Origin of the sequence: Shewanella sp. UCD-KL12 (assembly GCF_001957125.1) — a bacterium.
Taxonomy (GTDB): Bacteria; Pseudomonadota; Gammaproteobacteria; order Enterobacterales; family Shewanellaceae; genus Shewanella.
Genome location: NZ_MPHJ01000031.1, coordinates 1 through 13,720, shown reverse-complemented (window position 1 = coordinate 13,720; position 13,720 = coordinate 1). Strand labels below are relative to the sequence as shown.

The window sequence follows — 13,720 nt, the reverse complement described above, 5'->3', positions numbered from 1 at the left end:
ACAAACCTCTTTGATGGACTGGTTACGTATTAACCCCATCCAAAGCACGAGCCAGACTGCCTGCTGTGCAGGCAAACGGCGATTACGGATACTTGCCTTGTTGGCTGTGAGTAATGACTGCTCTATCCACTCTGAATCAATAGCCTCCATTACAGAACCATAAGACCCACTTTCTTCAACAGACTCATGAACTAGCTCAAGCTCTTGCGCAAACATAAAAAAATCCCCACCAGAATACTGGTAGGGATTATCTTTCATCTGCAGGATCGTTCAAGTCCTCTTAAACGATCGGCATTACACTTTACAGTGCGCTTTTTGTTATCTCCTCTTCAGCCCCTTTCAGTACTAATAAGAGTAAGTATTTAGGTTGGCATAAGTTGCTTTAGCCTGTATAGGATGTCGTGTGCTTGTTTAGGGCTTAACTCATCCGGGTTAATCCCCTGCAGGGCATCATCTACTGGCGATGTCTGCGGCTCAGGGAAGCTTAAGCTTTGCTGAGTTGGATTATAACCAGACTGCTCGCTATCACGACTCTCTAAGTGATGAAGTTTATGTTTGGCAGCGGCAATCACTTTTGCAGGAACACCTGCAAGGGCTGCAACTTGCAAACCATAACTTTTACTTGCCGCTCCCTCTTGTACTGCATGCATGAATACTATGTTGTCTCCATGCTCAATCGCATCTAAGTGGACATTAACGACATTACTCATAAGTTCTGGAAGCTGAGTTAATTCAAAGTAATGCGTTGCAAAAAGTGTCATGGCTTGAATTTTTTCTGCAAGATACTCTGCAGCCGACCAAGCAAGAGAGAGACCGTCATAGGTAGATGTTCCACGGCCAATTTCATCCATCAAAACTAAACTCTGAGTCGTCGCATTATGGAGAATATTGGCCGTTTCTGTCATCTCAACCATGAACGTTGAGCGGCCAGAGGCTAAATCATCTGATGCGCCTATACGGGTAAATATTCTATCTACTGGGCCAATAATGGCACTCTGAGCTGGCACGTAAGAACCGATATGCGCCATTAATGTAATTAAAGCCACCTGTCTCATATAAGTCGACTTACCGCCCATATTTGGCCCTGTGACAATCAACATCTTTCGTTGGCTGCTAAGTGCTACTGGGTTGGCGATAAATGGGCTTTGACTCACTTGCTCAACGACGGGGTGGCGCCCTGATTCTATCTGGATACCTGGAGTGTTGCTTAGTGTAGGGCATTGATAATTGAGTGTCTCAGCGCGCTCAGCGAAATTACTAAGCACATCAAGCTCTGCAGCGCCTTGGGCGAATAGCTGCAGTTCATGTAACTTAGGTAAGATAAGGTCAAATAACTCTTCCCATAACTGCTTTTCGAGTGCTAGGGCTTTACCTTGGCTCGATAGGACTTTCTCTTCATGCTCTTTAAGCTCGGCTATGATATAGCGCTCAGTATTCTTAAGGGTTTGCCTACGTTGATAGCTAAGCGGAACAAGATCTGACTCTCTGCGGCTCACCTCTATGTAGTAGCCATGTACTCGGTTGTAGCCAACTTTCAGAGTCGATATTCCCGTAGCTTCCTTTTCTCGGGCTTCAAGCTCACCTAAATAATCCGTTGCCCCCTGACTTAAGGCGCGCCATTGATCGAGTTCAGCATTGTAGCCATCTTTTAATACACCACCATCACGGATCAACATTGGCGGAGTATCAATGATTGCTCGGTCGAGAAGTGCGAGCTCTTCTGGGAACTCACCGATAGTCTTTGCAAGCTTAATCAAATGTGCTGATTGGCTATTAGCCAGCATAAGTTGAAGTTCAGGCAAGGTTGAAAGTGCCTGTTTCAATCTAGAAAAGTCTCTTGGACGTGCGCTTCTAAGTGCTAAGCGGGCGGTGATACGTTCTACATCCCCTAATGACTTTAGCTGAGGGGCTAATGTTTCAAATAGCCCAGTCTCAAGTATCTCAGTGACTGCACTCAGTCGTGATTCAATTTGTGCTTGTTGGCGTAGTGGCTCATGGACCCAGCGCTGCAACATACGGCTCCCCATAGGGGTGGTCGTATTATCGAGCACTGATGCCAAGGTATTATCGACACCGCCTTGCAAGTTAGTAGTGAGCTCAAGGTTTCTTCTTGTGGCTGCATCCAGCACAATACTGGTGCTTTGATCGAATTTTACGATTGAATTAATATGCGGCAAGGCAGTACGTTGGGTGTCTTTTACATATTGCATTAAGCAACCAGCAGCTTGCAGTGATAAACGCACATTATCAAGACCAAATCCACGAAGATCTTTAGTACCAAATTGATCTAATAGCAGCTTATGACAGGTATCATAATCAAACTCCCACTCAGGACGACGGCGCTTACCGTTAAAATTGTCAATGAGGGCTATGTCGCTAAAGTCTTCACTATATAAGAGTTCTGCAGGGTTTGTGCGTTGTAATTCAGCCTCTAAAGATTCAGTGGTTTCGAGTTCAGAAACCACAAAGCGTCCTGAGCTAAGATCAAGTGTGGCGTAACCGTAGCCCACTTTGCCATGATAAACCGCAGCAAGCAGGTTATCTTGTCGCTCTTGCAGTAGCGCTTCATCGGTGAGTGTACCTGGTGTAACGATACGGACAACTTTACGTTCAACCGGGCCTTTCGATGTTGCCGGATCGCCGACCTGCTCGCAGATGGCGACAGACACTCTCAGTTGAACTAATTTGGCTAAATATCCCTCTACAGCATGATAGGGAAGCCCTGCCATTGGGATGGGATCGCCTCCACTCTTGCCTCTTGCTGTCAGAGAGATGCCCAGTAGTTCGGATGCTTTTTTTGCATCATCGTAGAAAAGCTCATAAAAGTCGCCCATACGATAAAATAGCAACATCTCAGGATGCTCAGCTTTCAAGGTCAAATATTGACGCATCATGGGAGTGTGTTTTTCTAAGTTTTGAGTATCGATTACATTCATCTACTGTGCGTCTCTTCTATGACGTTGAAACTTGTATTTAGCTCTGACTAAATACCTTTAATATTTGCGCCAATATTAACAACTTTTCGAGCTTAGTAGAGGACTTAAACTGAGAAATAGTGAGATTGTTTTTATCTTTATCTACCTTAGCTTCATCATTATGGATATTGAGACAGTAAAAAAATTTATCAACAGTACTTGATACTGTACAACTATACAGTATACTAGCTTACATATTGAGACGCCTTTATGAGCAAGTGGCAAAAGCTACAGCTAGCGTGTCGTTAAATAGATTTATATCAGCATGGACTCATTGACTGACTTCATGCACGAAGAGGATTTTGGAATGAAGATTGATGCGAATAAAGAGAAAGCGCTTAACGCTGTTTTAGGCCAAATTGAAAAGCAGTTTGGTAAAGGCTCTATCATGAAGTTGGGCGAAAACCGCTCTATGGATGTTGAGACTATCTCTACAGGTTCTCTCTCTTTGGACGTTGCACTCGGTGCTGGCGGACTTCCTATGGGACGTATCGTTGAGATATATGGCCCAGAATCTTCAGGTAAAACGACACTGACACTAGAAGTGATTGCTGCCGCACAGCGTGAAGGTAAAGTCTGTGCCTTTATCGATGCCGAGCATGCGTTAGACCCTATCTATGCTCAAAAGTTAGGTGTAGATATTGATAACCTTCTTTGTTCGCAGCCTGATACTGGTGAGCAAGCGTTAGAGATTTGTGATGCATTGACTCGTTCTGGCGCCGTTGACGTTATCGTTGTCGATTCAGTGGCTGCACTAACGCCAAAAGCTGAGATTGAAGGCGAAATTGGTGATTCACATATGGGTCTAGCTGCTCGTATGATGAGCCAAGCGATGCGTAAGCTTGCAGGTAACTTGAAGCAAACCAATACTATGCTTATCTTCATTAACCAAATCCGTATGAAGATTGGTGTTATGTTTGGTAACCCAGAAACAACAACGGGTGGTAATGCGCTAAAATTCTATGCTTCTGTCCGTTTGGATATTCGCCGTACTGGTGCAATCAAAGACCGTGATGAAGTTATTGGTAACGAAACGCGTGTTAAGGTTGTTAAGAATAAGATAGCAGCGCCATTTAAGCAGGCAGAGTTTCAAATCCTTTATGGACAGGGTATCAACAGTACAGGTGAGCTGGTTGATCTAGGTGTAGCGCACAAGCTTGTTGAAAAAGCGGGTGCTTGGTACAGCTATAAGGGCGATAAGATCGGTCAAGGCCGTGCTAATGCTGGTAAATTCCTTATTGAAAACCCAGCCATTGCCGCTGAAATCGAAACGGCACTAAGAGGTATGTTACTACAAAGCCCTGAATCTGCAGATTCAGCAAGTGGTGATGAGAATGTCGATCTTGAGACGGGTGAAGTTTTTTAAGTAACTGATTCCAATTAGCTTGTTACGCAAGTTAGCGAGTGAGTGACTTAACTCATATTATCGCGGTAGCACTTCTTGTGCACCGCGATTTTATTTTTTAAAAGCGTAAATATCAGAATTGTGCTCACTAGTTTGGCTTTCGTAGCCTCTTTCCCGTAATACCCTTCTTAAAACTCTGGTTGTTAGCGGACAGACTGCTTATAATACGCCTCAAAATAGGGGAAGTGTGCTTAAAATAACAATTGCCTTTAGCATCCGTTAGCCGCCACTAAACCAAAAATTTACGCAATGACAACTCAGGGTGATTTCATGTATCAAACCACTGCAGCGCTAAGAACTGCTTTCTTAGAGTATTTCCGCAAAAATGAACATCAGGTTGTGGACAGCAGTTCGCTGGTGCCTGTAAATGATCCTACCTTACTCTTTACAAACGCGGGTATGAATCAGTTTAAGGATGTATTTCTTGGTGAAGATAAGCGTAGCTATACTCGTGCGACCTCTTCACAACGCTGTGTTAGAGCCGGTGGTAAGCATAATGATTTAGACAACGTAGGTTACACTGCCCGTCACCATACTTTTTTCGAAATGTTAGGTAACTTTAGCTTCGGCGATTATTTTAAGCGCGAAGCGATCGGGTTTGCCTGGAACTTTCTGACTCAAGAACTCAAGCTTCCTAAAGAGAGACTATGCGTCACTATTTATGAAACTGATGATGAAGCATATGACATCTGGACAAAAGAGATCGGCGTGCCTGCTGAGAACTTAATTCGTATCGGTGATAATAAAGGTGCTCCATACGCTTCAGATAACTTTTGGCAGATGGGAGATACAGGTCCTTGTGGTCCTTGTTCTGAAATCTTCTATGATCATGGCGATCATATCTGGGGCGGTCGCCCTGGTACACCTGAAGAGGATGGTGACCGATTTATTGAGATCTGGAACATCGTCTTTATGCAATATAACCGCCAGTCAAATGGTGATATGTTGCCACTGCCTAAGCCATCTGTGGATACGGGCATGGGGATTGAGCGTATTGCTGCTATTTTACAGGGCGTCCATTCAAACTATGAGATTGATATCTTTCAGGCCCTGATTAAAAAGACGGCTTCGATTCTTAATGTTACCGATCTAGAAAACAAATCACTGCGTGTTATCTCTGATCATATTCGTTCATGTGCATTCCTTATTGCCGATGGCGTTATGCCATCTAATGAAGGCCGTGGTTATGTGCTACGCCGTATTATTCGACGCGCGGTTCGTCATGGCAACAAACTTGGCGCTACTGACTCATTCTTCTATAAATTAGTGCCAACACTGATTGAAGTTATGGGAGATGCGGCTAAAGGTTTAGTAGCAACTCAAGCTATTGTAGAAAAATCACTAAAAGCGGAAGAGGAGCAGTTTGCGCGTACCCTTGAACGTGGTTTAGGGATCTTAGATGGTGCATTAAACGCACTTGAAGGCAGCACACTTGATGGTGAGACAGCCTTTAAACTTTACGATACTTACGGCTTCCCGGTTGATCTGACTGCTGATGTTTGTAGAGAACGAAACATTACTGTCGATGAAGCTGGTTTTGAATCTGCAATGGCAGAGCAAAGAAGTCGAGCTCAAGCTGCAGGCCAGTTTGATACCGATTACAATGACTCGCTTAAAATCGATGATGAAACTGAGTTTTCTGGTTATACAGATCTCGTCTCAACAGGCAAAATCATCAATATTTTCAAAGCAGGTGAATCAGTTGATAAAATTACTGCTGGTGAAGATGCCATAGTAATACTGGATACAACACCATTTTATGGTGAGTCTGGCGGACAATGTGGTGATAGCGGTCTCTTAAGTATCGATGGCGTTGAGTTTATTGTTAAAGATACTCAGAAATACGGACAAGCTGTTGGACATACCGGTGCATTAACATCGGGTGAGTTCACGGTTGGACAAGATGTTGTTGCTTCAGTGGATAAAAAACTGCGTCACCGTACTGAACTGAACCATTCAGTCACACACCTTCTTCATGCTGCGCTGCGTCAAATCCTTGGTACGCATGTGAGTCAAAAGGGATCGCTTGTTGATCCTGAACGTCTACGTTTTGATTTTTCTCACTTCGATGGCGTGAAGCCTGAAGAGTTGCAAGCTGTTGAAGAGCTCGTAAATACACAAATTCGACGTAACCATGAGCTTAGTGCTCAGGTGATGAGTATTGATGCAGCAAAAGAGCAGGGCGCAATGGCACTGTTTGGTGAGAAATATGCTGATGAAGTACGTGTAGTGACTATGGGAGATTTCTCAATAGAGCTTTGTGGTGGTACTCACGTTGGCCGTACGGGTGATATTGGTCTATTTAAGATCACATCTGAAGCTGGTATTGCTGCTGGTGTACGTCGTATTGAAGCGGTAACAGGTGCTGCTGCGATGGCTTATGTTGCTGCACAGAAGGCTGAGCTTGATAAGGCTGCTAAATTACTTAAAGCCGATAGTAATAGCCTAGTGACTAAGCTAAAAGCTCAGCTTGACCGTACTAAGCAACTTGAGAAAGAGTTGTCTCAGCTAAAAGATAAGCTAGCTGCGGCTACAAGTGCAGATTTAGCGGGTGAGGCTCAGGAGATTAATGGCATTAAGGTTTTAATTAAGAAACTTGATGGTGTAGAGCCTGGTGCGTTGAGAGGGTTGCAAGATGAGCTAAAACAAAAGCTAGGTTCTGGGATTGTTGTCTTAGGCATTGCTGGAGAAGCTAAAGTAAATCTCATCGTCGGTGTGACAAAGGATTTAACTGGCAAAGTTAAAGCTGGAGAGCTGGTAGCCAATATAGCCTCTCAGGTCGGCGGTAAAGGTGGTGGTCGCCCTGATATGGCTCAGGCGGGTGGTAGCAAGCCTGAAAACTTAGATGAGGCACTTGCACAAGTGGCTCCGTGGTTAGCTGAACGTTTAGGCTAACATCTTGCACTTCTTTTAGCTTTTCAACTTCGAAAGCTAAGGCTATACAAAGGCGCTATAATTTTTATAGCGCCTTTTTCGTTTTAGTGATTTTACATTTATCTAGGTATACCGATTGGCATAATGTTTAAGTGAATGGCTTTTGCTTGTTGTAATGGAAGGTGAATTCTTTGGCAAAGTTTGTTAACACATTAGTATTTTGATTAGGTATTTGCATTCTGGAAGCGCTTTCAGCCTTGGTATAGCTAGGATTTAATGCTAATTTAATTCCAAGGTTAGATAATCCTTATCTAAAGTGTGTCGACTATTAGCCTGTTTGCTTAATGTTCGAGGTCTGTATCACGCTTTGGCTTAAATAAGGTGTATTTAAATGGGGGTTTTCCATTAGAGGACTTTTAATTTGTACTAAGCTAACCTTATAATAAGCATATAACGGAATAATATCGTATAAAGCTAAATTTGGAACTAAAGGAGTAAACGAATGCTGATATTGACTCGTCGTGTTGGTGAAACACTGATGATTGGTGATGAAGTAACTGTCACTGTTTTAGGCGTAAAGGGTAATCAAGTACGCATCGGTGTTAATGCACCTAAAGAAGTTTCTGTACACCGTGAAGAGATCTATCAACGCATTCAATCTGAAAAGGCTGGTAATGCATCTGAAGGTGGTAATTTCTAACTATTATCACATCAAGAATAGTCTTGAGTTCGATAGCCTTGAAATAGAAGAGTCAGTTTTTAAGCTGGCTTTTTTGTTTTCTGGCTTTTGCTTTCTACCCTGTTTATTGACGATAGAGCAGGCTATATTTCTGCTGTTTGGCTGATATCTGACTAATCTGTTTAAAAACAGGCCAAACAGAAATCCTTTATAAGAAATGGTTTGACTTATTTTCGTCAAACAGTAATATGTGCGCCAAGAAACGGAGAGGTGGCCGAGTGGCCGAAGGCGCTCCCCTGCTAAGGGAGTATGGGCTTTAAATCCCATCGAGGGTTCGAATCCCTCCTTCTCCGCCATTTCTTACTGTAGACGACGATGCGGATGTAGCTCAGCTGGATAGAGTACCTGGCTACGAACCAGGCGGTCGGAGGTTCGAATCCTCCCATCCGCACCATAATCTACAATGTGTTTGAATGTTTTAATGAGCGGATGTAGCTCAGCTGGATAGAGTACCTGGCTACGAACCAGGCGGTCGGAGGTTCGAATCCTCCCATCCGCACCATTGAATCATTTGAAAGCTTTACCTTTATATATGCGGATGTAGCTCAGCTGGATAGAGTACCTGGCTACGAACCAGGCGGTCGGAGGTTCGAATCCTCCCATCCGCACCATATAAAGCATAGAATTTGCGCGTGTAGCTCAGCTGGATAGAGTACCTGGCTACGAACCAGGCGGTCGGAGGTTCGAATCCTCCCACGCGCACCATTTACTTGTAAAAGTGAATTAGGAGAGGTGGCCGAGTGGCCGAAGGCGCTCCCCTGCTAAGGGAGTATGGGCTTTAAATCCCATCGAGGGTTCGAATCCCTCCCTCTCCGCCATTACAAACAAGCCCGTAGACGCTGTCTTCGGGCTTTTTTGTCCCCTTCATCTATTATCGATCTGTTGATGAGAAGATGTTGAGTGTGAAGACATTAAATATGCGGATGTAGCTCAGCTGGATAGAGTACCTGGCTACGAACCAGGCGGTCGGAGGTTCGAATCCTCCCATCCGCACCATTTAATGTATAAGTTGAAAGTATTGAACAGCGTTGCGGATGTAGCTCAGCTGGATAGAGTACCTGGCTACGAACCAGGCGGTCGGAGGTTCGAATCCTCCCATCCGCACCATTCAATATTAAACCTGATTTGCGCGTGTAGCTCAGCTGGATAGAGTACCTGGCTACGAACCAGGCGGTCGGAGGTTCGAATCCTCCCACGCGCACCATTTACTTGCAAAAGTGAATTAGGAGAGGTGGCCGAGTGGCCGAAGGCGCTCCCCTGCTAAGGGAGTATGGGCTTTAAATCCCATCGAGGGTTCGAATCCCTCCCTCTCCGCCATTACAAATAAGCCCGTAGATTGCTACGGGCTTTTTTGTGTCTGTTCGATTATGTAATCCACATCCACTTCAGTCGCAGAGTTACAATTTACTGTTTATCGTAATCTTGCCATTTATTGCGACGACCCACTCCCCTTGTGATGATACCAATTGCATTAAAAGTTTGACCATTCAGCGGGAGTTCAAAGCGCTGTAAGTAAGGCGTGGGGATGAAGCTAATAGTTATTCTATATCGAAAACCCGTAACGAAGCTTAAAGCGCTTTGAGACCCGCACTGCGTGAGCGTCTCAAACTCTCCACTTCTGCTTTGCATTGATTTAAAAGGGAATGGCCATTTTTTCATCAATGCGCCTTGAATTGAAAAATTTGAGATGCTCTGAGTTGGTCAAATACTTAATACAATTGGTATTAATAAATCAGTATAAGGCACGTTTTAATAGAATTTTATCAGCCTCTTTTAGGCTGAGTACCTAAGTAAAAGTGCATAAGTTTTCAAAATCACTGTTTCGTGTTCAGTTTACTGAATTCTCTTTCTTGTTAGAACTCATGTTAATTATTAGATAAATACTAACGATGGCTTGATTGTTGTTGAATTACCATTATATGGCCTCATTAATTATATTATTCTCATTTGGTGGCTTTTGTTTTTACTAATCTTGGTATGACCAATTTACAAGTAGCTCGCATTTTTGTTATAGATTAGTTATTGTTTTCCTATTGAAGGGCGTTTAACGACCATTTATTTGGCTGTTTTACACTTCTATGAGAATGCTGATTAGTGTGCGGGTGCATAAAGTTGTAGTTTAAGCCTGTATATATTCATTTTGGGTGTAGCGCTAAGTGATAACCTAAATACTGTTTACATTGAGGATGATATGGACACAATTTCTGAGCAATTGATACAAGCCGCTGGGATTATGCTCTTAGGCATGGGGCTTGTTTTTGTATTTCTAACGATACTGATCCTCTGTATTAAATTGGTCGCTTTAAAGTTTGCCCCTCAAGCTAAAGAGCAAGAGGTATCAAGGAGCGGGCAGGCTAAAGTACAGCAAGAGAGTATTGACCCAAAAATTGTCGCTGTGATCACCTCAGCCATACATCAATATCGCGTTAAAGCATAATAAGAGTAGTAGGGAGTTTTTATGAGTAAGCCACTAGCATTAACCGATGTAGTATTAAGGGATGCGCATCAATCCATTCTCGCGACACGCCTTCGTCTAGAAGATATGCTACCGATAGCACCGCTATTAGATCAAGTGGGTCTATGGTCTCTAGAATCATGGGGCGGTGCCACCTTTGATGCTTGTATTCGTTATTTAGGTGAAGATCCTTGGGAGCGTTTGCGCGAGTTGAAAAAGGCGATGCCTAATACGCCTCAGCAGATGCTACTGCGGGGACAAAACTTATTGGGCTATCGTCACTATGCTGATGATCTGGTCTATAAGTTCGTCGATAGAGCGCACACTAACGGTGTCGACGTATTTAGAATCTTTGATGCTATGAATGATGTTCGCAATTTACAGACTTCAATCAAAGCCGTTCAAGAAGTCGGTGCTCACGCTCAAGGGACAATCTCTTACACAACTAGCCCTGTGCATACCTTAGACACATGGGTCGATATGGCAAAACGCCTAGAAGATCTAGGTTGTCATTCATTATGTATCAAGGACATGGCTGGTTTACTTAAGCCCTATGATGCGTTCGATATGATAAGCCAGATAAAATCTGAAACCGATCTACTGGTCGCTATGCAGTGTCATGCTACGACGGGTTTAAGTACTGCTACTTACCTTAAGTCTATCGAAGCCGGTATCGATGTTTTAGATACGGCAATATCTCCTCTTAGCCAAACCTATGGCCACAGCGCAACTGAAACCTTAGTTGCCATGGTTGAAGGTACAGATAGAGCAACGGGCTATGATATGGCTCTGCTTGAAGAGATTGCCGCATACTTTAGAGTGGTTCGTAAAAAGTATGCGCAGTTTGAAGGTGAGCTTAAAGGTATTGATTCACGTATTTTAAGAGCTCAAGTACCTGGTGGCATGCTGACAAATATGGAGAGTCAGTTAAAAGAGCAGGGCGCTGCAGATAAGTTAGATCTTGTGCTTGAAGAGATCCCGCGTGTTCGTGAAGACCTTGGCTTCCTTCCTTTAGTTACGCCAACGTCACAAATTGTAGGCACTCAGTCTGTGATTAATGTATTAACGGGTGAACGCTATAAGTCGATGACTAAAGAGACTGAGGGAGTGCTTAAGGGGGAGTATGGCGCCACGCCAGCACCTGTTAATAGCGAGCTGCAAGCTAAAGTATTGGATGGTCAAGAGCCTATTACCTGCCGTCCAGCGGATCTGTTAACTCCTGAGTTTGAAAAGCTGACGCTTGAGTTACAGGAAAAGGCCAAAGCAGATAGCCTAGCGCTTGCTGATGAGCTAGCTGATGATGTGCTCACCTATGCGCTATTTCCTCAAATAGGCTTAAAGTTTATTAAAAATCGTAACAACCCTGATGCTTTTGAGCCTAAACCCCAAGCAGAGCAAGCGGCTGAAGTTACACCGAGTAAGCCAGCCGAAGAACGTGGCGCAGAAACTTATACCGTTAATGTTCAAGGTCAGAGCTTTGTGGTTGAAGTGTCCTCTGGTGGCGATATTAATCAAATTGTCGCTGCTGAAAATGTTGTGCCTTTTGTTACCCCTCAAACAGCCCCTGCGCAAGTTACCAGTAATGAAGTTAAATTAGAGATGAACGCGCCTCTTTCTGGGAATATTTTTAAGGTCAATGTATCACCTGGCGATACGGTTCAGGCTGGTGATGTGGTTATTATCCTTGAAGCGATGAAGATGGAAACAGAGGTTCGCGCTGAAACAGATGGTGTTGTGAGTAAAGTGTGGGTGAAAGAGGGTGACGCTGTTGCCGTAGGCAATCAATTACTTGGCATAGCATAGGGGGCACCATGGACGGATTAATTGCATTTTGGTCTGAGTCGGGCATAGCCAACTTTACCGGTGGTCAGCTGTTAATGATGGCTGTCGGTGCCTTGTTGCTTTACTTAGCAATCGTACGAGGCTTTGAGCCTTTACTGTTATTGCCGATAGGGTTTGGTGCTATTTTGGCTAATATTCCTAACGGCGGCTTCACCGACGAGGGTGGGTTGCTGTATTTGGCGTACCATGTTGGTATCGAAACAGGCGTGTTTCCATTGTTGATCTTTATGGGGGTCGGTGCTTTAACCGATTTCGGCGCGCTAATCGCTAACCCGAAAATGTTACTATTAGGGGCTGCTGCTCAATTTGGTATTTTTGCAACTTTAATTGGTGCTATCGCACTTAACTGGGTACCAGGTTTTGAGTTTAGTATGCAGGACGCTGGTGCAATTGCGATTATTGGTGGTGCGGATGGTCCCACAGCAATATTCTTGGCATCAAAGTTAGCACCTGAGCTTTTAGGGGCGATAGCGGTAGCTGCATACTCCTATATGGCGTTAGTCCCTATTATTCAGCCACCTATTATGAAGTTGCTCACCACTGAGTCTGAACGACAGATAAAAATGGAACAGCTACGTGAAGTCAGCAAAAAAGAGAAAATAATCTTCCCTTTAATGGTGCTTGGACTAACGATTTTATTCCTTCCTGCTGCAACGCCGCTGGTTGGCATGTTTTGTTTAGGGAATTTAATGCGTGAGTCAGGTGTTGTTGATAGATTATCTAACACTGCACAAAATGAGCTGATTAATATTGTAACCATCTTTTTAGGTCTTGCTGTTGGATCTAAACTTTCAGCTGATCAGTTTCTTCAACTTGAAACCTTAGGGATTCTTGTTTTGGGAGCTGTCGCATTCGCAATAGGAACAGCGACTGGCGTATTGATGGCTAAACTCATGAGTAAGCTCTCCGGTGGGAAGATTAATCCTTTAATTGGCGCTGCTGGTGTCTCAGCTGTACCTATGGCTGCTAGAGTGGTCAATAAGGTGGGACTTGAGTCTAATCAACAAAACTTCCTACTGATGCATGCAATGGGGCCAAATGTTGCGGGAGTACTAGGTTCGGCTGTCGCTGCTGGTGTATTAATTGCTGTTTTAGGATAACCTTTTCAACAGTAAAAAAGCCCATCATTCGATTAATGCCGATCGTTTAAGAGGACTTGAACGATCCTGCAGATGAAAGATAATCCCTACCAGTATTCTGGTGGGGATTTTTTTATGTTTGCGCAAGAGCTTGAGCTAGTTCATGAGTCTGTTGAAGAAAGTGGGTCTTATGGTTCTGTAATGGAGGCTATTGATTCAGAGTGGATAGAGCAGTCATTACTCACAGCCAACAAGGCAAGTATCCGTAATCGCCGTTTGCCTGCACAGCAGGCAGTCTGGCTCGTGCTTTGGATGGGGTTAATACGTAACCAGTCCATCAAAGAGGTTTGT

The 13,720-nt window shown here is 43.9% G+C and carries 10 protein-coding genes and 10 tRNA genes; 17 read left to right on the top strand and 3 right to left on the bottom strand.

Annotated features, from left to right (window positions below; translation table 11 throughout):
- Both BM736_RS24500 and mutS read right to left on the bottom strand, forming a co-directional pair.
- Positions 1-216, bottom strand: a 216-nt coding sequence (locus BM736_RS24500; RefSeq protein WP_179079089.1) for a transposase domain-containing protein, incomplete at its 3' end; no start/stop codon positions are given.
- Between the two features lie 146 nt (positions 217-362).
- On the bottom strand, positions 363-2,936 hold the full coding sequence (mutS, locus tag BM736_RS24495) for a DNA mismatch repair protein MutS (protein ID WP_076416874.1): 2,574 nt from the start codon (positions 2,934-2,936) through the stop codon (positions 363-365).
- A gap of 346 nt (positions 2,937-3,282) precedes the next feature.
- On the opposite strand from mutS, the gene recA reads away from it, so the two are divergent.
- The 13 genes from recA (at position 3,283) to BM736_RS24430 (ending at position 9,310) form a co-directional block, all read left to right on the top strand.
- Positions 3,283-4,341, top strand: a complete 1,059-nt coding sequence (gene recA / locus BM736_RS24490; RefSeq protein ID WP_076416873.1) for a recombinase RecA — start codon at positions 3,283-3,285, stop codon at positions 4,339-4,341.
- 309 nt (positions 4,342-4,650) lie between these two features.
- On the top strand, positions 4,651-7,275 hold the full coding sequence (gene alaS, locus BM736_RS24485) for an alanine--tRNA ligase (RefSeq protein ID WP_076416872.1): 2,625 nt from the start codon (positions 4,651-4,653) through the stop codon (positions 7,273-7,275).
- A 481-nt stretch (positions 7,276-7,756) separates the two neighbouring features.
- Entirely contained in the window at positions 7,757-7,954 is a 198-nt protein-coding gene (gene csrA, locus BM736_RS24480; protein WP_076416871.1) for a carbon storage regulator CsrA, read from the top strand.
- Positions 7,955-8,197: 243 nt separating this feature from the next.
- Positions 8,198-8,289: transfer RNA gene (locus BM736_RS24475), tRNA-Ser, on the top strand.
- A 21-nt stretch (positions 8,290-8,310) separates the two neighbouring features.
- Positions 8,311-8,387, top strand: a tRNA-Arg gene (locus BM736_RS24470).
- Positions 8,388-8,418: 31 nt separating this feature from the next.
- Positions 8,419-8,495 (top strand) — tRNA-Arg (locus BM736_RS24465).
- Between the two features lie 32 nt (positions 8,496-8,527).
- A tRNA-Arg gene (locus BM736_RS24460) sits at positions 8,528-8,604 on the top strand.
- Between the two features lie 17 nt (positions 8,605-8,621).
- A tRNA-Arg gene (locus tag BM736_RS24455) sits at positions 8,622-8,698 on the top strand.
- A 21-nt stretch (positions 8,699-8,719) separates the two neighbouring features.
- Positions 8,720-8,811: transfer RNA gene (locus BM736_RS24450), tRNA-Ser, on the top strand.
- A 101-nt stretch (positions 8,812-8,912) separates the two neighbouring features.
- Positions 8,913-8,989: transfer RNA gene (locus BM736_RS24445), tRNA-Arg, on the top strand.
- Positions 8,990-9,023: 34 nt separating this feature from the next.
- A tRNA-Arg gene (locus tag BM736_RS24440) sits at positions 9,024-9,100 on the top strand.
- Positions 9,101-9,120: 20 nt separating this feature from the next.
- A tRNA-Arg gene (locus tag BM736_RS24435) sits at positions 9,121-9,197 on the top strand.
- Positions 9,198-9,218: 21 nt separating this feature from the next.
- Positions 9,219-9,310 (top strand) — tRNA-Ser (locus tag BM736_RS24430).
- An 87-nt stretch (positions 9,311-9,397) separates the two neighbouring features.
- On the opposite strand, the gene BM736_RS24425 is transcribed toward BM736_RS24430, so the two are convergent.
- Positions 9,398-9,652 (bottom strand): hypothetical protein, encoded by a 255-nt coding sequence (locus BM736_RS24425; RefSeq protein ID WP_076416870.1) that lies wholly within the window; start codon positions 9,650-9,652, stop codon positions 9,398-9,400.
- A gap of 532 nt (positions 9,653-10,184) precedes the next feature.
- Here BM736_RS24425 and BM736_RS24420 point away from each other — a divergent pair.
- The 4 genes from BM736_RS24420 to BM736_RS24405 form a co-directional block, all read left to right on the top strand.
- The gene (locus BM736_RS24420) at positions 10,185-10,430 is read left to right on the top strand and encodes an OadG family protein (protein ID WP_076416869.1); all 246 of its coding nucleotides are present in this window, start codon (positions 10,185-10,187) and stop codon (positions 10,428-10,430) included.
- Positions 10,431-10,451: 21 nt separating this feature from the next.
- Positions 10,452-12,251, top strand: a complete 1,800-nt coding sequence (gene oadA, locus BM736_RS24415) for a sodium-extruding oxaloacetate decarboxylase subunit alpha (protein WP_076416868.1) — start codon at positions 10,452-10,454, stop codon at positions 12,249-12,251.
- 8 nt (positions 12,252-12,259) lie between these two features.
- Positions 12,260-13,390 carry a sodium ion-translocating decarboxylase subunit beta gene (locus tag BM736_RS24410; protein ID WP_076416867.1) on the top strand — a complete coding sequence of 377 codons (1,131 nt, stop codon included), beginning with the start codon at positions 12,260-12,262 and terminating at the stop codon, positions 13,388-13,390.
- Between the two features lie 114 nt (positions 13,391-13,504).
- Positions 13,505-13,720 (top strand): transposase domain-containing protein (locus tag BM736_RS24405; protein ID WP_179079089.1); only part of this gene is annotated, 216 nt, incomplete at its 3' end.

Bases quoted from the DNA above. Each gene is read 5' to 3' on its own strand.
- mutS (WP_076416874.1), bottom strand. From the start codon at position 2,936: ATGAATGTAATCGATACTCAAAACTTAGAAAAACACACTCCCATGATG.
- recA (WP_076416873.1), top strand. From the start codon at position 3,283: ATGAAGATTGATGCGAATAAAGAGAAAGCGCTTAACGCTGTTTTAGGC.
- alaS (WP_076416872.1), top strand. From the start codon at position 4,651: ATGTATCAAACCACTGCAGCGCTAAGAACTGCTTTCTTAGAGTATTTC.
- csrA (WP_076416871.1), top strand. From the start codon at position 7,757: ATGCTGATATTGACTCGTCGTGTTGGTGAAACACTGATGATTGGTGAT.
- BM736_RS24425 (WP_076416870.1), bottom strand. From the start codon at position 9,652: ATGAAAAAATGGCCATTCCCTTTTAAATCAATGCAAAGCAGAAGTGGA.
- BM736_RS24420 (WP_076416869.1), top strand. From the start codon at position 10,185: ATGGACACAATTTCTGAGCAATTGATACAAGCCGCTGGGATTATGCTC.
- oadA (WP_076416868.1), top strand. From the start codon at position 10,452: ATGAGTAAGCCACTAGCATTAACCGATGTAGTATTAAGGGATGCGCAT.
- BM736_RS24410 (WP_076416867.1), top strand. From the start codon at position 12,260: ATGGACGGATTAATTGCATTTTGGTCTGAGTCGGGCATAGCCAACTTT.